At 70.5% G+C, this 16,731-nt stretch carries 22 protein-coding genes; 12 read left to right on the top strand and 10 right to left on the bottom strand.

From position 1 onward, the window contains the following. Positions 1 to 74 precede the first annotated feature (74 nt). The gene (locus ACIQBL_RS21110; RefSeq protein WP_401943938.1) at positions 75 to 977 is read left to right on the top strand and encodes a LysR family transcriptional regulator; all 903 of its coding nucleotides are present in this window, start codon (positions 75 to 77) and stop codon (positions 975 to 977) included. Between the two features lie 45 nt (positions 978 to 1,022). Here the strand turns inward: ACIQBL_RS21110 and ACIQBL_RS21105 are convergent, their stop codons facing one another. Further along, positions 1,023 to 1,490, bottom strand: a complete 468-nt coding sequence (locus ACIQBL_RS21105) for a pyridoxamine 5'-phosphate oxidase family protein (RefSeq protein WP_401943936.1) — start codon at positions 1,488 to 1,490, stop codon at positions 1,023 to 1,025. 148 nt (positions 1,491 to 1,638) lie between these two features. Between ACIQBL_RS21105 and ACIQBL_RS21100 the strand changes: the two genes are divergently transcribed. Then, the gene (locus ACIQBL_RS21100) at positions 1,639 to 2,280 is read left to right on the top strand and encodes a cysteine hydrolase (RefSeq protein WP_401943935.1); all 642 of its coding nucleotides are present in this window, start codon (positions 1,639 to 1,641) and stop codon (positions 2,278 to 2,280) included. Positions 2,281 to 2,283: 3 nt separating this feature from the next. On the opposite strand, the gene ACIQBL_RS21095 is transcribed toward ACIQBL_RS21100, so the two are convergent. Next, positions 2,284 to 2,751 (bottom strand): Rieske (2Fe-2S) protein, encoded by a 468-nt coding sequence (locus ACIQBL_RS21095; RefSeq protein ID WP_401943933.1) that lies wholly within the window; start codon positions 2,749 to 2,751, stop codon positions 2,284 to 2,286. 193 nt (positions 2,752 to 2,944) lie between these two features. Here ACIQBL_RS21095 and ACIQBL_RS21090 point away from each other — a divergent pair, with 193 nt between their 5' ends. The 7 genes from ACIQBL_RS21090 to ACIQBL_RS21060 all read left to right on the top strand — a co-directional run bounded on the left by ACIQBL_RS21090 (position 2,945) and on the right by ACIQBL_RS21060 (position 9,028). Further along, a complete protein-coding gene (locus tag ACIQBL_RS21090; RefSeq protein WP_401943932.1) occupies positions 2,945 to 3,700 on the top strand; it encodes a HipA family kinase in 756 nt (251 codons plus the stop codon). After that, positions 3,697 to 4,113, top strand: a complete 417-nt coding sequence (locus ACIQBL_RS21085) for a DUF3037 domain-containing protein (RefSeq protein WP_401943930.1) — start codon at positions 3,697 to 3,699, stop codon at positions 4,111 to 4,113. The genes ACIQBL_RS21090 and ACIQBL_RS21085 overlap by 4 nt, the downstream gene beginning before the upstream one ends. A 143-nt stretch (positions 4,114 to 4,256) precedes the next feature. Further along, a complete protein-coding gene (gene fabG / locus ACIQBL_RS21080; RefSeq protein WP_401943929.1) occupies positions 4,257 to 5,018 on the top strand; it encodes a 3-oxoacyl-ACP reductase FabG in 762 nt (253 codons plus the stop codon). A gap of 39 nt (positions 5,019 to 5,057) precedes the next feature. After that, the gene (locus tag ACIQBL_RS21075; protein WP_401943927.1) at positions 5,058 to 5,819 is read left to right on the top strand and encodes an SDR family oxidoreductase; all 762 of its coding nucleotides are present in this window, start codon (positions 5,058 to 5,060) and stop codon (positions 5,817 to 5,819) included. Positions 5,820 to 6,020: 201 nt separating this feature from the next. Continuing rightward, a complete protein-coding gene (locus tag ACIQBL_RS21070) occupies positions 6,021 to 7,595 on the top strand; it encodes an ABC transporter substrate-binding protein (protein WP_401943926.1) in 1,575 nt (524 codons plus the stop codon). Between the two features lie 113 nt (positions 7,596 to 7,708). Then, positions 7,709 to 8,392, top strand: coding sequence for a uracil-DNA glycosylase (gene ung, locus ACIQBL_RS21065; RefSeq protein ID WP_401943925.1), 684 nt, complete (start codon positions 7,709 to 7,711; stop codon positions 8,390 to 8,392). A 102-nt stretch (positions 8,393 to 8,494) separates the two neighbouring features. Beyond that, entirely contained in the window at positions 8,495 to 9,028 is a 534-nt protein-coding gene (locus ACIQBL_RS21060) for a hypothetical protein (RefSeq protein WP_401943923.1), read from the top strand. Positions 9,029 to 9,097: 69 nt separating this feature from the next. On the opposite strand, the gene ACIQBL_RS21055 is transcribed toward ACIQBL_RS21060, so the two are convergent. After that, positions 9,098 to 9,580, bottom strand: coding sequence for a hypothetical protein (locus ACIQBL_RS21055; protein ID WP_401943922.1), 483 nt, complete (start codon positions 9,578 to 9,580; stop codon positions 9,098 to 9,100). A 117-nt stretch (positions 9,581 to 9,697) separates the two neighbouring features. Further along, positions 9,698 to 10,210 (bottom strand): DinB family protein, encoded by a 513-nt coding sequence (locus ACIQBL_RS21050; RefSeq protein ID WP_401943920.1) that lies wholly within the window; start codon positions 10,208 to 10,210, stop codon positions 9,698 to 9,700. Between the two features lie 95 nt (positions 10,211 to 10,305). Between ACIQBL_RS21050 and ACIQBL_RS21045 the strand changes: the two genes are divergently transcribed. Further along, entirely contained in the window at positions 10,306 to 11,217 is a 912-nt protein-coding gene (locus ACIQBL_RS21045; RefSeq protein ID WP_401943919.1) for a Gfo/Idh/MocA family protein, read from the top strand. Here ACIQBL_RS21045 and lnt read toward each other — a convergent pair. Next, positions 11,135 to 12,709 carry an apolipoprotein N-acyltransferase gene (gene lnt / locus ACIQBL_RS21040; protein WP_401943918.1) on the bottom strand — a complete coding sequence of 525 codons (1,575 nt, stop codon included), beginning with the start codon at positions 12,707 to 12,709 and terminating at the stop codon, positions 11,135 to 11,137. The genes ACIQBL_RS21045 and lnt overlap by 83 nt on opposite strands. 77 nt (positions 12,710 to 12,786) lie before the next feature. Beyond that, a complete protein-coding gene (locus ACIQBL_RS21035) occupies positions 12,787 to 13,278 on the bottom strand; it encodes a nuclear transport factor 2 family protein (protein ID WP_401943916.1) in 492 nt (163 codons plus the stop codon). Between the two features lie 123 nt (positions 13,279 to 13,401). Between ACIQBL_RS21035 and ACIQBL_RS21030 the strand changes: the two genes are divergently transcribed. Then, the gene (locus ACIQBL_RS21030; protein WP_401943914.1) at positions 13,402 to 14,142 is read left to right on the top strand and encodes an SDR family NAD(P)-dependent oxidoreductase; all 741 of its coding nucleotides are present in this window, start codon (positions 13,402 to 13,404) and stop codon (positions 14,140 to 14,142) included. 179 nt (positions 14,143 to 14,321) lie between these two features. Here the strand turns inward: ACIQBL_RS21030 and ACIQBL_RS21025 are convergent, their stop codons facing one another. The 4 genes from ACIQBL_RS21025 to ACIQBL_RS21010 form a co-directional block, all read right to left on the bottom strand. Next, entirely contained in the window at positions 14,322 to 14,891 is a 570-nt protein-coding gene (locus tag ACIQBL_RS21025; RefSeq protein ID WP_401943912.1) for a chloramphenicol phosphotransferase CPT family protein, read from the bottom strand. Between the two features lie 27 nt (positions 14,892 to 14,918). Further along, complete coding sequence (locus tag ACIQBL_RS21020; RefSeq protein ID WP_401943911.1) at positions 14,919 to 15,098, bottom strand: hypothetical protein; 180 nt, start codon at positions 15,096 to 15,098, stop codon at positions 14,919 to 14,921. 109 nt (positions 15,099 to 15,207) lie between these two features. Further along, complete coding sequence (locus ACIQBL_RS21015; protein WP_401943910.1) at positions 15,208 to 15,555, bottom strand: hypothetical protein; 348 nt, start codon at positions 15,553 to 15,555, stop codon at positions 15,208 to 15,210. A 190-nt stretch (positions 15,556 to 15,745) separates the two neighbouring features. Then, complete coding sequence (locus ACIQBL_RS21010) at positions 15,746 to 16,024, bottom strand: winged helix-turn-helix transcriptional regulator (RefSeq protein ID WP_401944051.1); 279 nt, start codon at positions 16,022 to 16,024, stop codon at positions 15,746 to 15,748. 146 nt (positions 16,025 to 16,170) lie between these two features. On the opposite strand from ACIQBL_RS21010, the gene ACIQBL_RS21005 reads away from it, so the two are divergent. Next, on the top strand, positions 16,171 to 16,731 hold the full coding sequence (locus tag ACIQBL_RS21005) for a carboxymuconolactone decarboxylase family protein (protein WP_401943908.1): 561 nt from the start codon (positions 16,171 to 16,173) through the stop codon (positions 16,729 to 16,731).

The raw sequence follows: 16,731 nt of genomic DNA, 5'->3' as shown, positions 1-16,731 counted from the left end.
GGGCACCACCGTGCTGGACCCGACCTCGTAGCACAAGCGAGATTTCGCGCCCGGTATCTCGTAGTATCGCTAATATGTTGAACCTGGAGCGCCTGCGTACCCTGGACGCCCTCGCCCGGCACGGCTCCGTCAGCGGTGCCGCCGAGGCGCTGCATGTGACCACCTCGGCCGTGTCGCAGCAGATGTCCAAGCTGGAGCGGGAGGTGGGCCAGCAGCTCCTCGCCAAGAACGGGCGGGGGGTACGGCTCACGGACGCCGGCCGGCTGCTCGCGGAGCACGCGGGGCGCATCCTGTCGCAGGTGGAGCTGGCCCAGGCGGACCTGGAGGCCCAACGGGGGCAGGTCGTGGGGGAGTTGCGGCTCTCCGCGTTCCCGACCGCCGCCCGCGGCCTGTTCCCCGCCGCGCTCTCCGCCCTGCGCGCCCGGCACCCCGCGCTGCGCGTCCGCTCCACGGAACTGGAGCCGGAGAGCGGCATCGCGGGCGTCGTGCGCGGCGATCTCGACCTCGCGGTCGTGCTCGACTGGTACAACAAGCCGATGCCGTTGCCGGACGGCCTGGTGAAGGCGCCGATCCTGGACGATCCCGCCGATGTGGCGATGCCGGCCGGCCATCCGCTGGCCGGGCGCGACGAGGTGGACCTCGGGGAGTTCGCCGACGACGAGTGGATCACCTGGGCCGAGGGCGAGTTCTGTCACGAGTGGCTGATGTTCACCCTGCGCTCCCGGGGCATCGAGCCGATCATCGGCCATCGCGCCGCCGAGACACACACCCAACTTGGCCTGGTGGCGGCCGGGTTGGGCGTGTGCGTCGCCCCCCTGCTGGGCCGCCGCCCGATGCCCGCCGGAGTCGTCACCGTCCCGCTCAAGCAGCGGGTGCGCCGACACGTGTACGTCGTCTGGCGCGCCGACGCCGACCGCCGCCCGTCCATCCGCGCGGCGGTCGAGGCGCTGCAGGCGGCGGCCGAGACCCTCATCTGAGCAAGGCCGAGCAGAGCAGAGCAACAGCGAAACCGGGCAACTGGCCTACAGCGCCGCCAACTTGCGAAAGTCCCACGACGCGACCGTGTCCGGCGTCAGCCGTACCCACGCGTGCCTGCCGTCGTACGGCATCGCGTCCAGGCCGAAGTTCTTCTGCGCGAACAGCTTCTCCACGGCGACGAGTTCGGGATGCGGCTCGCCGGTGCGCGGGGCCTCGCCCACGAACTCGACGGTCCCGGACAGCTCGACGCCCCGCAGCTCGTCGTAGGCGTGCCCGCCGTCGACCACCACGGCGACGCGCGGGTCGCGGCGCAGGTCGGCCCAGCGCTTGCTGCGTGTGATCGAGTAGAGCCAGAGCGAGGTGCCGTCCCAGGCGAACCAGAGGGGGCCGACATGCGGGGCCCCGTCCGCGGAGACGGTCGCCACGCGGCAGGTGCGCTCGGCGGCGAGGAACTCGTCCAGTTCCTCGGGTGTCATCATGATCTTCCGGCCTCGACGCTGAGTGGCGGTCATGCGATCCCCTTCGGCTACGGCACGAGCGGCGGACAGCCGCTTCTGACGGTACGTCAGGAGATGGGCCGGAGGAACGTCGGCCGTCTTCCCTCCGCACGCGATGCTCGTTACTGTCGCCCGCCCCGGCCGTCGACGACAAGGGAGAGCCATGCCGTCGCACGCACAACTCAGTGAGATCCTCGACACGGTGAGCACTGTGCTGCTGACCGTCGAATGTCAACAGGGGGTGGTCGGCCCGGACAGCGCGCTGCCCGAACTCGCCCTCGCCGCACGCTCGTCGGGCGCGCTCACCAACGTCGCCAGACTCGTCGCCGCCGCGCACGAGAGCGGGGTGCAGGTGATCCACGCGATCGCCGAACGCCGCCCGGACGGCCGGGGCGCGAACCACAACGCCCGGCTGTTCCGCGCCGCCGAACGCCTGCCCGTACAGCAGCTGTCGGGCACCGCGGCGGTGCGCGTGGCGCCCCCGATCGAGGTCGCCGAGGAGGACTTCGTCGTACGACGGCTGCACGGTCTGTCGCCGATCCAGGGCACCGAAGTCGACGCGCTGTTAAGGAACTTGGGCTGCCGCACACTGATCGTCACGGGCGTCTCGGCCAACGTGGCGATTCCCAACGCGGTGTTCGACGCCGTCAACCGCGGTTACACCGTCGTCGTACCGAAGGACGCCATCGCGGGGGTGCCCTCGGAGTACACCCCCGCGATGATCCGCAACACCCTCGCATTGGTCGCTACGGTCGCGACCACGGACGAGGTGCTGGGCTGTCTCAAACGACCGCGCCGAGGCTGACCGTCACGCCAGCGTGATGGAGTCCCCGGACACGGTGATCTGCTCGGCGGGCAGCCCCTGGGTCGCGGGACCCTTCTTCACGCTGCCGTCGGTGACGGAGAACTCGCTCTTGTGGCACGGACAGACGATGACGCCGTTGCTGATGCTGCTCACCGCACAGCCCTGGTGGGTGCACTTCGACGAGAACGCCTTGTAGGTGCCCGCCGTCGGCTGGGTGACCACCACGCCCTTGCTGGCGAAGATCTTGCCGCCGCCCTCGGGGATGTCGGAGGTCTTCGCCAGTTCGGTGCCGCCGGCGGCACCCTGGGCGGTGGACGAACCGGCGGTGTTGGTGGAGTCCGAGGAGCCCGACGACGAGTCGTCGCTGGACGAGCACGCGGTCAGCGCGACGGCGAGTCCCGCCGCGCCGACCGCCGCCAACGCGGTGCGGCGGGACGGCGTCGTAACGGGTTCGAACGATTCGCTGGTCATGCTGACGTTCCTTCCATGGAAAGCATTCGTGGGTGTGCAAAGGGGTACGGGGTGCGGATGACCGTCGTTCAGACGGTGTCGAGAGCTTGGCCTTATCGAGATCAGGCGTGCGTAAAACGTCCCTGTCGTTCCGCTGTCGGCAGCGCATAAGGCCTGAACAGGCGCCCGCAACGGGCACCAGTAACCTGGGGCGATGCTCAAGGAAGTCATCGCGACCCGCTACATCACCCCCCTGCGTGAGGGCGGCTCGCTGCCGGGGCTCGTCGAGGGCGACGACTTCGCGCCGTACGTCATGAAGTTCAGCGGCGCGGGACAGGGCCGCAAGACGCTCGTCGCCGAAGTCGTGGTGGGGGAACTGGCCCGCAGGCTGGGCTTCCGGGTGCCCCGCCTGGTGACCCTCGACCTCGACCCGGTGCTCGGCCTCGGCGAACCCGACCCGCAGGTCCAGGAACTGCTCAGGTCCAGCGGCGGCACCAACCTCGGCATGGACTTCCTGTCCGGCGCGCTCGGCTTCGACCCGCTGGCGTTCACGGTGAGCCCCGACGAGGCCGGCCGGATCGTCTGGTTCGACGCGCTGGTCAACAACGTCGACCGCTCCTGGCGCAATCCCAACCTCCTGATGTGGCACGGCGACCTGTGGCTCATCGACCACGGCGCCACCATGATCTGGCACCACAACTGGCCCGGCGCGGAGGCTTCGGCGGGCCGACCGTACGACGCCACCGATCACGCCCTCGCCCGCTTCGCCCCGGATCTCGCGACCGCCGCCGCGCACTTGGCCCCGCAGGTCACCGAGGAACTCCTCGCCGAGGTCACCGCCGAGATCCCCGACGCCTGGCTGGCCGGCGAGCCCGGCTTCGACACCCCGGACCTCCTCCGTGAGGCGTACGCGGCACCCCTCCTCGCGCGCGTGCCCTTCCTCCACGAACGCATCAAGGGACTCCAGTGACCGAGCGCCACATCATCCGCCCGAGCGAGGCGAACACCCGGGACGTCTTCGAGTACGCCCTGCTGCGCGTCGTCCCCCGCGTCGAGCGCGGCGAACTGATCAACGCCGGGGTCCTCGTCTACTGCCGCGCCCAGTCCTACGTCGGCGCCCGCACCCATCTGGACGAGGCCCGGCTGCTCGCCCTCGACCCGGCGGCCGACGTGGCCGGAATCAGGGCCGCGCTCGGCGCCGTGGAAGGTGTGTGCGCGGGAGGTGAGGCGGCCGGGCAGGCGGCGGCGGACGACGCCGGGCGGCGCTTCCGCTGGCTCATCGCGCCCCGGTCGACGGTCGTGCAGCCGGGGCCCGTGCACACCGGTCTCACCGTCGATCCCGCGGCCGAGGCGGAGCGCCTGCTGGACCTGCTGGTGAGGTAATGGATCACACCCGGCTCGCATGGCGTTGACACCGCGTGCCAGGGCTTCTAGCGTCACGTCTGCCGAAGGTACTAAGCGGTCGCTCACCGACTGGCCGCGGTTTTTCAAGGGCGAGAGTCTCTCAAGGGCGAGGAGAACCAGGAATGTCCACCACTGAGCAGCGGGTCGCGATCGTCACCGGCGGGGCGCGGGGCATCGGCGCCGCCAGCGCCGTACGCCTCGCGGCCGAGGGCCGTGCGGTCGCCGTGATCGACCTCGACGAGGCCGCCTGCAAGGACACCGTGGAGAAGATCACCGCGGCCGGCGGCAAGGCCCTCGCGGTCGGCGCCGACGTCTCCGACGAGGCCCAGGTCGAGGCCGCGATCACGCGCATCGTCGCGGAGCTGGGCGCGCCGACGATCCTCGTCAACAACGCGGGCGTGCTCCGCGACAACCTGCTCTTCAAGATGAGCGTCTCCGACTGGGACACCGTCCTGAACGTGCACCTGCGCGGCTCGTTCCTGATGACCAAGGCCGTCCAGAAGCACATGGTCGACGCGGGCTTCGGCCGGATCGTCAACCTCTCCTCGTCCTCCGCCCTCGGCAACCGCGGCCAGGCCAACTACTCCGCCGCCAAGGCCGGTCTGCAGGGCTTCACCAAGACCCTCGCCATCGAACTGGGCAAGTTCGGCATCACGGCCAACGCCGTCGCCCCCGGCTTCATCGCCACCGACATGACCGCCGCCACCGCCGCCCGCGTCGGCATGGGCTTCGAGGACTTCAAGGCCGCCGCCGCCACCCAGATCCCGGTGCAGCGCGTGGGCGAGCCCGACGACATCGCCAACGCCGTCTCCTTCTTCACGAACGAGGCGGCCGGTTTCGTCTCCGGCCAGGTCCTGTACGTCGCCGGCGGACCGCTCAACTAAGGCTCACGGGAACACGGGAACACGGGAACGCAGGAAAAAATGACTGAACTGCCTGAACTCTCCGGCAAGGTCGCCGTCATCACCGGCGCCAGCCGCGGCATCGGCTACGGCGTCGCCGAGGCCCTGCTCGCCCGCGGCGACCGGGTCTGCATCACCGGACGCAACGAGGACGCCCTCAAGGAGGCCGTCGAGACGCTCGGCGCCGAGCGTGTCATCGGCGTGGCCGGCAAGGCCCACGACGAGGCCCACCAGGCCGTCGTCGTCGAGCGCACGATGGAGGCCTTCGGCCGGATCGACTACCTGGTCAACAACGCCGGTACGAACCCGGTGTTCGGCCCGATCGCCGACCTCGACCTGAACGTCGCCCGCAAGGTCTTCGAGACCAACGTCATCTCGGCGCTCGGCTTCGCCCAGAAGACCTGGCACGCCTGGCAGAAGGACAACGGCGGCGCCATCGTCAACATCGCCTCCCTCGCCGGGGTCTCCGCCTCGCCGTTCATCGGCGCGTACGGCGTCAGCAAGGCCGCGATGATCAACCTGACGCTCCAGCTGGCGCACGAGTTCGCGCCCGGCGTGCGGGTCAACTCGATCGCCCCGGCGGTCGTGAAGACCAAGTTCGCCGCCGCCCTGTACGAGGGCCGCGAGGCGGAGGCCGCCGCCTCCTACCCGCTGGCCCGGCTCGGTGTGCCGTCCGACATCGGCGGCGCCGCCGCGTTCCTGACCTCGGACCAGTCCGACTGGATCACCGGCCAGACCCTCGTCGTCGACGGCGGCATCCTCCTGAACGCCGGAGTCGGCTGACCGAACCGTCCGGGCGCCGATTCCTTTGCAGTTCCCTTGACGGAATCGGTGCCCGTGTCGACGCCCGGAACCGCGCACGGCCGCATGACAACGTCGTCATAAAAACGCTGATCAAAGGCCCCGTCCGAACCTTGCTCGACCGGCCGGGGCACTGCGGTATGGTCTGCCGACCCTTGGTACGGCGGATCGAGGAGCGTGCGCGTGTTCAACCGGAACCGAGGCCTGCGCGGAGTCGCGGCGATGGCGTCGATATCCCTGATGGCCGGATGCGGAGTGTTCTCGGACGGGAATCCCGACGACCACGGACCCATCGTCGTCGGGACCACCAGCGCCCCCAGCACACTCGACCCGGCCGCCTCCTGGGACGGCTCCTGGGAACTGTTCCGCAACATCTACCAGACGCTGCTCGCCTACCCGAACGGCGCGACCACACCCCAGCCGGACGCCGCCGAGTGCCGCTTCACCGACGGTTCGAACACCACGTACCGGTGCGAACTGCGCGCGGGCCTGAAGTTCGCCGACGGCGACACCCTCGACGCCAAGGCCGTCAAGCACTCCATCGACCGGATCAGACAGATCAACGCGCCGAGCGGTCCCGCGGGCCTGCTGGGCAGCCTCGAACGGGTGCAGGCCACTGGCGACCGCGAGGTCGTCTTCCACCTCAACAAGCCCGACGCCACCTTCCCGTTCGTGCTCGCCACCCCGGCCATGTCGATCGTCGACCCCGACGACTACCCGGCGCACTCGCTGCGCAAGGACGGCAAGGTCTTCGGCTCCGGGCCGTACACCCTGAAGTCCTACGACGACGGCAAGCAGGCCCAACTCGTCCGCAACGACCGCTACAAGGGCTTCGCCAAGCGCGAGAACAGCGCGGTGACGATCCGCTACTTCCAGGACTCCGGCACCATGGTCAAGGCGCTGCGGGCCGGGAAGATCGACGTCACCTACCGCGGTCTCGCCGCCGACGACATCGTCGCCCTCCAGGGACGCCCCTCCAAGAGCCTGCAACTCGTCGACGGCGCCGGCACCGACATCAACTACCTGGTGTTCAACCCCAAGGACCAGTGGGCCCGCAACCCCGCCGTCCGCAAGGCCGTCGCCCAGCTCGTCGACCGCGGCGCGATCACCCACAAGATCTACCGCGACACCGTCGACCCGCTCTACTCCATGGTCCCGAAGGGCCTCACCGGCCACACCACCGCCTTCTACGACGCCTTCGGCGACCCCAGCGTCCCCAAGGCCCGGAAGATCCTCACCAAGGCGGGCATCACCGAGCGGGTCCCGCTCACCCTCTGGTACACGTCCGACCGCTACGGCTCCGAGACCGCCCTCGAATTCAGGGAACTCAAACGACAGTTGGACGACTCAGGGCTCTTCACGATCACCCTGAGGAGCAGGCCCTGGAAGACGTACGTGACGGGATACCAGAAGGGCGAGTACCCGGTCTTCGGGCGCGGCTGGTTCCCGGACTTCCCGGACGCCGAGAACTTCATCGCACCGTTCGTGGGGCAGCGGAACGCGCTCGGTACGCCCTACCCGGCGACCAGGATCACCGACGTCCTGCTGCCCGAGTCCCGGCGGGAGACCGACCGGGCCGACGTGGTCAGGGAGTTCGAGGACGCCCAGCAGGTCCTGGTGGACGACACCAGACTGCTGCCGCTGTGGCAGGGCCGGCAGTACGTGGCCGCGAGCGACGACATCTCCGGCGGGGAGCGGGCCCTCGACCCGTCGACGATCATGATGATGTGGGAGCTGTACCGCAAGACCAGCTGGTGACGCGGCTCGGCGCACCCGTTGTCAGTGGTCGCCTGTAGGTTCTGGGGCATGGAGGCGACGGCACATGGCGGTCCCTCCGCATCGCAGTTGCCGCACACGGTAAGGAAGTTGACGTGACCGACATCTCCATGCTCCCCGAGTCCTGGCGCGGGGTCCTGGGCGACGAGCTTCAGCAGCCCTACTTCAAGGAGCTGACCGAGTTCGTCGAGGAGGAGCGGGCGAAGGGTCCGGTCTACCCTCCGCGCGAGGAGGTCTTCGCCGCGCTGGAGGCGACGCCGTACGACCAGGTGAAGGTGCTGGTCCTCGGTCAGGACCCGTACCACGGCGAGGGCCAGGGCCACGGCCTGTGCTTCTCGGTCCGCCCCGGGGTGAAGACCCCGCCCTCCCTCCGGAACATCTACAAGGAGATGAAGGAGGAGCTGGACCTCCCGATCCCGGACAACGGCTATCTGATGCCGTGGGCCCAGCAGGGCGTCCTGCTGCTCAACGCGGTGCTCACGGTCCGCTCCGGCGAGGCGAACTCGCACAAGGGCAAGGGCTGGGAGAAGTTCACCGACGCGGTGATCCGCGCGGTGGCCGACCGCCCCGACCCGGCGGTCTTCGTCCTGTGGGGCAACTACGCGCAGAAGAAGCTCCCCCTGATCGACGAGGAGCGGCACATCGTCGTCAAGGGCGCACACCCCTCCCCGCTGTCCGCCAAGAAGTTCTTCGGCTCCCGCCCGTTCACCCAGATCGACGAGGCCGTCGCCCGGCAGGGCCACACCCCGATCGACTGGCGCATCCCGAACCTGGGCTGACCCCACCGGGCCGGTCCGGGGCCGCCTGACGGGGATTGTCAGTGCGCCGAGTTAGCGTCGACAGGGACAGCCGACGGCGGCTGACGAGGTGCGGAGGACGCGGTGGCGGAGCGACAGGGACAGGCGGCGCCGGACGCTCTGCTGACGCGGATCGGACAGGTCGTCATGCTGCACCACGGCGGCGACCGCGAGGAGGCCCGGGATCGGTTGCTGGGCCTGTGGGCGGAGCTGGGCGAGGACGGCGACCCGCTCCACCGCTGCACCCTGGCCCACTACCTGGCCGACACCCAGGACGACCCGACCGATGAACTCGCCTGGGATCTCCGGGCGTTGTCGGCGGCGGACGAGCTCACGGACGGGCGGGAGACGGGGGAGACCGGCGAGGAGGGGGCGATCGCGGTGCGCGCCTTCTACGCCTCCCTGCACCTCAACCTCGCCGCCGACTATGTGAAACTCGGCCGCGCCGACGCCGCCCGCACCCACCTCCACCGCGCCCGCGGCGCCTGCGCGGTCCTCGCCGACGACGGCTACGGCAACGGCGTAAGGGCCGCGATCAGCAGACTGGAGCTGCGGCTCGACGCCGAAGGAGGAGCGGCGGGAGACGGGACCTGGGGGCCGCCGAGACAGCGGCCCTGAGGTCAGGCCGGCCCGGTCCCGCCGACCCGGTTCCGCCCGCCCGGTTCCGCCTGCCGGGTTCCGCAGGCCTCAACGGCTGTACGTCTGCCCGCAGATGACCGACTGGGGGCTGTCCGGCTTCCAGCCGCCGTACTTCCTGCCCAGGGCGCACACGTCCGCCGTGTTCTTCGGCACCGACTTCACCACGTCGGGGATGTCCGCGCCCGGCTGCCGTGGATGGCGCGGCTCAGGGTGCGGACGAGGGTGGGGCTGGGGACGCGGGTGTGCGCGGGGGACCGGTGCCTGTGCCGCCTTCGGGGGCACGGCCGGTGCGCGGTGCGGCGGATGCGGGGCCGGTTTCGGGCGGTGGGACGGGTCGATCAGCTCCAGTGCCTCCCGTGCCGGGGCCTGCACGACCTGCGGTTCCGCGCTGCCGTCCGGGCGCGGCACCGACGCTTGGGACGGTGGCGCGGCAGGGGCGAGGGCGGGTGGCCGCTGGACGGTCACACAGCCGGAGAGGGCCGAGACAGCCACGGTGACCAGGAGCGTTGCGGTGGTCGTCGTTCGATGCACCCGCGCAACTCTGCTGGTTCCGGCCCCGTTGGGAACAGCGGACGGGCGGATGATGCCCCACACGGGTGATCTCCGGCCCCTTACGGACGGCGCCCGCCCGCCCCGGGTGACGTGACGTCAGTCGCCGGTGTTGCCGTCGATCCGCTCACGGAGCAGGTCGGCGTGGCCGTTGTGCCGCGCGTACTCCTCGATCATGTGCGTGTAGATCCAGCGCAGGTTGAAGCGCTCACCGGTGCGCCGGTGCTTGCCCACGGAGACGTCGTCCAGGGCGAACCGGGCCGCCTGCTCGTTCGCCGCCGCGATCTCGGCCCGCCAGGTGCTGTGCGCCTCCGCCCAGGTGTCCGCCTCGGTGAGGTGGAAATCGCCGTCCGGGTCCTCGTCGCTGGAGTAGATCGGACCCGGCTTCTCGTCCGCCATGACGGAGCGGAACCAGCCCCGCTCCACCTCCGCCATGTGCCGCACCAGGCCCATGAGCGACAGCGTGGACGGCTCCACGGACGCGGTCCTCAACTGCTCGTCGCTCAGCCCCTCGCACTTCCAGGCCAGGGTCTCCCGGTGGTACGTGAGCCAGCCCTCCAGCATGGTGCGTTCGTCGGCGGTGGTCGCGGGTTCACTGCGCTCGATGGTCATGCCCGCATCCTCGCGTGCCAGGTCCGCACGCACCAGCGGATATCCCCCCGCCGTATGCTTCCGAGGTACCGCAGGGCAAGCGCCAGGGAGGCTCCGTGAAGGTCGGCTGCATCGGACTCGGTGACATCGCGCAGAAGGCCTACCTGCCGGTTCTCGGCGGCCTGCCCGGTGTCGAACTGCATCTGCAGACCCGCACCCCCGCCACGCTGGCCCGGGTCGCCGACGGACTCCACCTGCCGGCGGAACAACGGCACACGGACCTCGACGCGCTCCTCGCCCAGCACCTCGACGCCGCGTTCGTGCACGCGCCCACCACCGCGCACCCCGAGATCGTGACCCGGCTGCTGGAGGCAGGCGTACCGACGTACGTCGACAAGCCCCTCGCCTACCAACTCGCCGACTCCGAACGGCTGGTGCGGCTCGCCGAGGAGCGGAACGTGTCGCTTGCGGTCGGCTTCAACCGCCGCTACGCCCCCGGGTACGCGCAGTGCGCCGACCACCCGCGCGAGTTGATCCTGATGCAGAAGAACCGGATCGGGCTCGCCGAGGAGCCGCGCGCGATGATCCTGGACGACTTCATCCACATCGTGGACACCCTGCGGTTCCTGGTGCCGGGGCCGGTCGAGGACGTGACCGTGCGCGCCCGCACCCAGGACGGGCTGCTGCACCACCTCGTGCTCCAGCTCTCCGGCGACGGCTTCACCGCGCTCGGGGTGATGAACCGGCTCAGCGGCTCGGTGGAGGAGATCCTGGAGGTCTCGGGCCAGGACACCAAGCGTCAGGTCCTCAACCTCGCCGAGGTCGTCGACCACAAGGGCCAGCCGACCATAAGGCGCCGGGGCGACTGGGTGCCGGTGGCCCGGCAGCGGGGCATCGAGCAGGCCGTGCTCGCCTTCCTGGACGCCGTACGCGCCGGAAAGGTGCTCAGTGCCCGGGACGCGCTGGCGACTCACGAACTGTGCGAGCGGGTGGTGCGAGCGGTCGCGGACCGCTCCGCCGCAGCCTGAACGCCACCGCGCCCTCGCCGGCGCACATGGCCGCGAGCACCAGCAGCGCCACACCCACCGGCCAGGCGCCGTAGCGGACGTACGGGGTGACACCGTGCGCGAGGGGGACGTCGTAGACCCGGGTCGTGCTGGCGTTCGTGCCGATCCACGGGCCGATGCGCTGTCCGCTCGGGCCGTAGACGGCTGAGACGCCGGTCAGGGTGGCGTGGACCACCGGGCGGCCGGTCTCGGCGGCGCGCAGGGCGGCGAGTGTGGCGTGCTGTTCGGGGGCCCAGCTGTTCTGGAAGGACGAGGTCGAGGACTGGGCGAGCAGGACGTCGGCGCCGTCCTGGGCGAGATGGCGGCTCATGTCGGGGAACGCGGTCTCGAAGCAGATCAGCGGGCCGATGCGCAGCCCGTGCCCCACGTTCATCACGACCTGCTCGGTGCCGTGCCTGCGGTCCACGCCCGCCGCCTTGCCGACCGAGGTGGCCCAGCCGAGCAGCGAGCGGAACGGGATGTACTCGCCGAAGGGGACGAGCCGCATCTTGTCGTAGCGGTCGCCGGTGAGGCCGTTCGGGCCGACCAGGATGGAACTCTTGTAGATCCCGGGCCTGTCGGAGCGTTCGGCGTCCACGTTGACCAGGATGTCGGCGCCGGTCTCCTGGGAGAGGGCGGCGATACGGCGCGCGTAGTCCGGCCGCTTGGTGAGGTCGAAGCTGACGCTGCTCTCGCCCCAGGCGATCAAGTCGACGCCCTGACCGGCGAGTTGGCGGGTCAGCTGCTCCTCGCGGTCGAAGCGCCGGTCGCCGCTTTCGTCGCCGTCGATCATCCCGGGCTGTACGACGGCGATCCGGACGCGGCCGTCGACGTCGGGGCGCGGTGACCACATCCAGGCCGCCGAGGTCACGGCGGCGGTGACGAGAAGTCCGGCGACGGCGGGCACCCGCACCGCCCGGACCGCGATCAGCACGGCGACCGCGACATTGACGGCGACCACCAGGAAGCTCAGCAGCCACACCCCGCCGACGGACGCGAGCCGCAACGCGGGTTCCACCTGCCACTGGGTGGAACCGAGCAGACCCCAGGGGCCGCCCAACCCCTGCCAGGACCGCACGAGTTCGACCGTCAGCCAGCCCGAGGGCAGGACCAGGAGGGCGGCGGCGCCCCGCCGCGCCGACGGCACGCCACCGAGGAAGCGGCGCACCAGCCAGCCCCACGGCGCCCACAGCACGCCCAGCAGCCCGGCGATGACCACGATGAACACGCTCAGGCTCGGCACCAGCCAGCTGTGCACGGCCAGCATGAAACCGAGCCCACCGCACCAGCCGTCGTAGACCGCCCGCCGCCCGGTCGGCGCCGAGCGCGTCAGCAGGATCCAGGGGACGAGCGCGAGGTAGGCGAACCACCACAGGGACGGGGCGGGGAACGCGAACACGGGCAGCGTGCCCGCGAGTACGGCGAGCACGGATCGCCGCCAGGGGGAGACGAGCCAGTCGCCGAAGGTCTTCATATGAACCCCCTACCCGCTGGTGGCTCCAGTGTGCGTGCCGCGGCCGATTCCGGACGGCGGACGCCGATCCGGTCGTATCAGTTGATCACGGCTTCCGGGCGCCGTTCGGGAAGACGCCGCCACTTCTCCTCCACGGTGACCTCGGTCAGCCGCCAGCCGTCGTACGTCCGGAGCAGTCCGAACACGTACCGCCCGCCGCAGACGAAGTCGGGAGCGGTGGAGGTGTCGCTGTCGTCCTCTTTGGCGAAGCGCATCGGATTGACGTAGTCCGCCTGGACGCGTGCGGTGTCGTCGCTGTTCTGGTCCAGGGCGCCGAAGCGGATCCGCCGGTTGACGATCAGGTGCTGCCGCATCGGGAACAGCTTCATGCTCTCCGCGAGCCACCCGGCGACCTGTGCCGCGTCCCCCTCGATCCCTCCGGCGGACCGGTAGTCGGCACGCCCGTCCGGGGCGAACAGTTTCCGGTACGCCTCCCAGTCGCCGTCGTCCACCGCCACCGCGTATTCGGTGATCAGTTCGTCCACGGCCAGCCGGTCCATCACAATCGCCAGTTCCACACGCTGCGTCATCGGATCAGTGTTGGCTACGGAGCGTGTCGCGCCAAGGGGTACGCGGGGACAAGGTGGGGAACATTGGGTGGTTACTCGTCGATATTCATCGACAGTCATCGGTATTCGTCGCAGGGAGTGCTCATGAAGCGCCTTGTCACGGTCGTCACGGGCGGCAGCCGGGGGATCGGCGCGGCGACCTGCCGACGGCTCGCGGAGGACGGGCACGACGTGGTGGTGGGGTATCTCCGGGACGCGAGGGCCGCCGAGGAGGTGGCGGACGCGGTACGGCGGACCGGGGCCCGTTCGGTGTGCGTGCGGGCCGACACATCCGTCGAGGCGGACGTCGAGCGGCTCTTCACGGCGGCGGAGAAGCAACTCGGGCCGGTCACCGGGCTGGTGAACAACGCCGGGATCACCGGACCGTTCGGCCGGCTCGCCGACACCGACCCCGCCGACCTGCGCCGGGTCGTCGAGGTCAACCTCCTGGGCACACTGCTGTGTTCACGCCGCGCCGCGCGGACGATGACGGCCCGGGGAAACGGCGTGATCGTCAACGTGTCGTCGTCCGCCGCGACCCTCGGCAGCCCCGGGGACCACGTCCACTACGCCGCCACGAAGGCCGCCGTCGACGCCCTCACCCTGGGCCTCGCCAAGGAACTCGGCCCCGACGGCATCCGCGTCAACGCGGTGGCTCCCGGCATCATCGACACGGAGATCCACGCGAGGCAGGGCGACCCGGACCGCGCACAGCGAGCGGCGGCCTCGATCCCGCTGGGCCGCGCGGGCCAGGCCGAGGAGGTCGCCGCCGCGATCGCGTGGCTGATGTCGCCGGACGCGTCGTATGCGACGGGCGCGGTGTTGCGGGTGTCGGGCGGGAGGTGAGCGCTGTGCCGTGCGCTTCCGGCCGTTGTCGGCGGACGTGTCCGATGCGAGGGGGGTCTGCGGGTGTCGGGCGGGGAGGTTGAGCGAGGCCTGTGCCGTGATCGCGTGGCCGTTGTCGCGGGACGCGTCGTATGCGACGGGCGCGCTGCTGCGGGTGTCGGGCGGAGGGTGAGCGAGCCCTATGCCGCGGCCCGCAGCCGCTCGAACGCCGTCGGTCTCGGTCTGCCGGGCAGGAAGTCCTTGATACGGCGGGCACACTCGCTCGGGTCCCAGCGCGCGGTGTCGCACTCGATGTCGTAGACACGGTGCGCGTGGACCTGGGTGAGCTGGCGGGCGGCGAGACCGGTCGGCCGGTCGGCGCGTTCGCGCTCGCGGCGGTCCAGCTCCTCCGGCGGACAGTGCACGCCGACGAGCACTACATCCTCCGGGACGAACAGCGAGAGACAGTCCCGCAGCCGCCACTCGGCGCTCAACACATGGTCCACGACGACGTTGTTGCCGGCGGCGGCCATCCCGGCGACGGCACGGTGATAGCCCCGCCAGGTGCGGTGCAGCACGGTGTCGAGGTCGCCGGGGTCGATCGGGACCGGTGAGCGCATCGCGTGGAACGTGTCGACCGGCATATGGAAGTACGGCTCGTCCAGGATCCGCAGCAGCTCGGCCGCGATGCTCGACTTGCCCGAACTGGACGTGCCGTTCAGGAAGATGACGAGCCCCTGGCGCTGCGGCACGCTGCTGAGATGCTCCACGCGGTGGATCCTATGCACTGCCGGGGGTCAGGCTGCCGCGATGACCTCGTCGCGGATCGCGGCGGCCCACTCGACCACCAACAGCTCGTATTCCTCCCGCTCTTGGGTGGAGAGCGAGCCGCCCGCACGCAGCCAAAGTGCCCGGATCTGCTCGTTCACCTCGGCAGCAGACCGCACGGAACCAGGGGACACGAAATCGGGGGACATGCGAACAGCCTAGGGGCAAGGACTGACACTGCGCTACCGGACGGCTACTCAGACCGTATGGGGTTGGTCACGGGCGCGGCAGAACGGGGCTCCGGGGCGGGCCGGACGCTCAGTCGACCCACGTGACGACGCACTGGGAGTGACGTGCGGCGGTGCGGTAGAACTCCCGCACGGCGACGATGTGTTCGGCCGGATGGTCTCGCCCGCCGCCGCTGAATGCGCCCCTGAGTCCAGCCCCGAATCCGCAGACGGCGGCAGCGTCCGCAGGGGACGCCGGCATGTCCGCGAGCAGGTCGCCGAGTTGGACGCGGTCGAGTGCGGCGGCGATGTCGGCGACCGCGGCGGGGGCGAGCAGCCGGGGCGGATCGCCGAAACCGTCGTACACCTCGGCGTGGTCAAGGAATCCCACGTTCCCGTCGGGATCGCCCGAGACGGCCCGGTCGAGCAGGGCGATCACTTCCGGGTCGGCGCCGGTCGAGCGGCAGTAGCGGATGAGACCCCACAGTGCCCAGCCCGTGTCGAGCAGGTCGCCGTCCGGGATTCCGGCCCCGGTGAGGCGCCGGACGCGGCGAGGGCCGAAGTGCGGCAGTGGTCAAGGTACTCGGACGTCACCCGGGCGAACTGCTGAGTCAGCGCCAAGGGTTGGCTCACCCCGGCCGCTCGGCCCACACCCGGGACCACTCCGACAACGGCCCCATCGCCGTCACGAGGTCCCCGCCGAGCGGGGTCAACTGCCATGCCCCGTCGGGTGTCTGTGCCGCGATGTCCGACTCGCGCAGCTCCGTGAGACGGGTGGAGAGGACGCTGGAGGACATGTCGTCGCAGCGGCGTCGCAGGTCGCGGAAGCCGATGGGGGTGGCGTGTTGGTGGAGTTCCCAGATCACGCGGAGTGTCCAGCGCCGGCCGAGGAGGTCGAGCGCGGCCATGACGGGGCGGCCGGTAGTCGATCCGCGTACGGGGCGACCGGGGGTGGGGGTCGGGGTCGGTTCCAACGGGGCCTCCTCGCCTGGCTCATGGCGATTTCCTGGTTCACTCTTGCGCTTCGATTTCAGAAGCGCAAGAGTCGGTGGACATGAAACAGCGCATCGAAGGAGTCACCCCGCCCTACACCCCCGACACCGACCGCGCCCTGCACCGCTGGATGCCGCCCGGCGTCACCCGCGAACCCCTCATGCTCTTCAAGGTCCTCGAACGCCACCCCGAACTCGCCTCACGCATGCGGGCGTTGGGCGCCGGGCTCCTCGTCCACGGCCGCCTGGGCGCCGCCGACCGCGAACTCGTCATCGCCCGCGTCTGCGCCCGCGCCGGCTGCGCCTACGAGTGGGGCGTCCACATGGCGACGTACGCCGAAACCGCCCAACTCACCCCGCCGCAGGTCACCTTGACAGTGACCGGAAAACCCGACGACCCGGCCTGGTCGCCCCGGCAGTCCGCGCTGCTCCGAGCCGTTGACGAACTCCATGCCGACGCGCAGTTGAGTGACGCGGCCTGGGCCGGCCTGCGGGAGCATCTCGACGAACCCGAGGCGATCGAATTCCTTGTGCTGGCGGGGTGGTACCGCACCATCGCCTACGTCGCCAACGGCGTCCGGATCGAACCCGAGCCCTGGGCTCCCGCCCTGCCCGAGGGGTAG

The sequence above is a fragment of the Streptomyces sp. NPDC088350 genome (assembly GCF_044753545.1).
Lineage (GTDB): Bacteria > Actinomycetota > Actinomycetes > Streptomycetales > Streptomycetaceae > Streptomyces.
This window is presented reverse-complemented; position numbering and strand designations above follow the sequence as displayed.

Coding starts and splice junctions, on each gene's coding strand:
- ACIQBL_RS21030 (WP_401943914.1), top strand. CDS start 13,402: ATGAAGCGCCTTGTCACGGTCGTCACGGGCGGCAGCCGGGGGATCGGC.
- lnt (WP_401943918.1), bottom strand. CDS start 12,709: ATGAAGACCTTCGGCGACTGGCTCGTCTCCCCCTGGCGGCGATCCGTG.
- ACIQBL_RS21005 (WP_401943908.1), top strand. CDS start 16,171: ATGAAACAGCGCATCGAAGGAGTCACCCCGCCCTACACCCCCGACACC.
- ACIQBL_RS21075 (WP_401943927.1), top strand. CDS start 5,058: ATGACTGAACTGCCTGAACTCTCCGGCAAGGTCGCCGTCATCACCGGC.
- ACIQBL_RS21100 (WP_401943935.1), top strand. CDS start 1,639: ATGCCGTCGCACGCACAACTCAGTGAGATCCTCGACACGGTGAGCACT.
- ACIQBL_RS21010 (WP_401944051.1), bottom strand. CDS start 16,024: ATGGCCGCGCTCGACCTCCTCGGCCGGCGCTGGACACTCCGCGTGATC.
- ACIQBL_RS21110 (WP_401943938.1), top strand. CDS start 75: ATGTTGAACCTGGAGCGCCTGCGTACCCTGGACGCCCTCGCCCGGCAC.
- ACIQBL_RS21095 (WP_401943933.1), bottom strand. CDS start 2,751: ATGACCAGCGAATCGTTCGAACCCGTTACGACGCCGTCCCGCCGCACC.
- ACIQBL_RS21035 (WP_401943916.1), bottom strand. CDS start 13,278: ATGACGCAGCGTGTGGAACTGGCGATTGTGATGGACCGGCTGGCCGTG.
- ACIQBL_RS21090 (WP_401943932.1), top strand. CDS start 2,945: ATGCTCAAGGAAGTCATCGCGACCCGCTACATCACCCCCCTGCGTGAG.
- ACIQBL_RS21050 (WP_401943920.1), bottom strand. CDS start 10,210: ATGACCATCGAGCGCAGTGAACCCGCGACCACCGCCGACGAACGCACC.
- fabG (WP_401943929.1), top strand. CDS start 4,257: ATGTCCACCACTGAGCAGCGGGTCGCGATCGTCACCGGCGGGGCGCGG.
- ACIQBL_RS21020 (WP_401943911.1), bottom strand. CDS start 15,098: ATGTCCCCCGATTTCGTGTCCCCTGGTTCCGTGCGGTCTGCTGCCGAG.
- ACIQBL_RS21105 (WP_401943936.1), bottom strand. CDS start 1,490: ATGACCGCCACTCAGCGTCGAGGCCGGAAGATCATGATGACACCCGAG.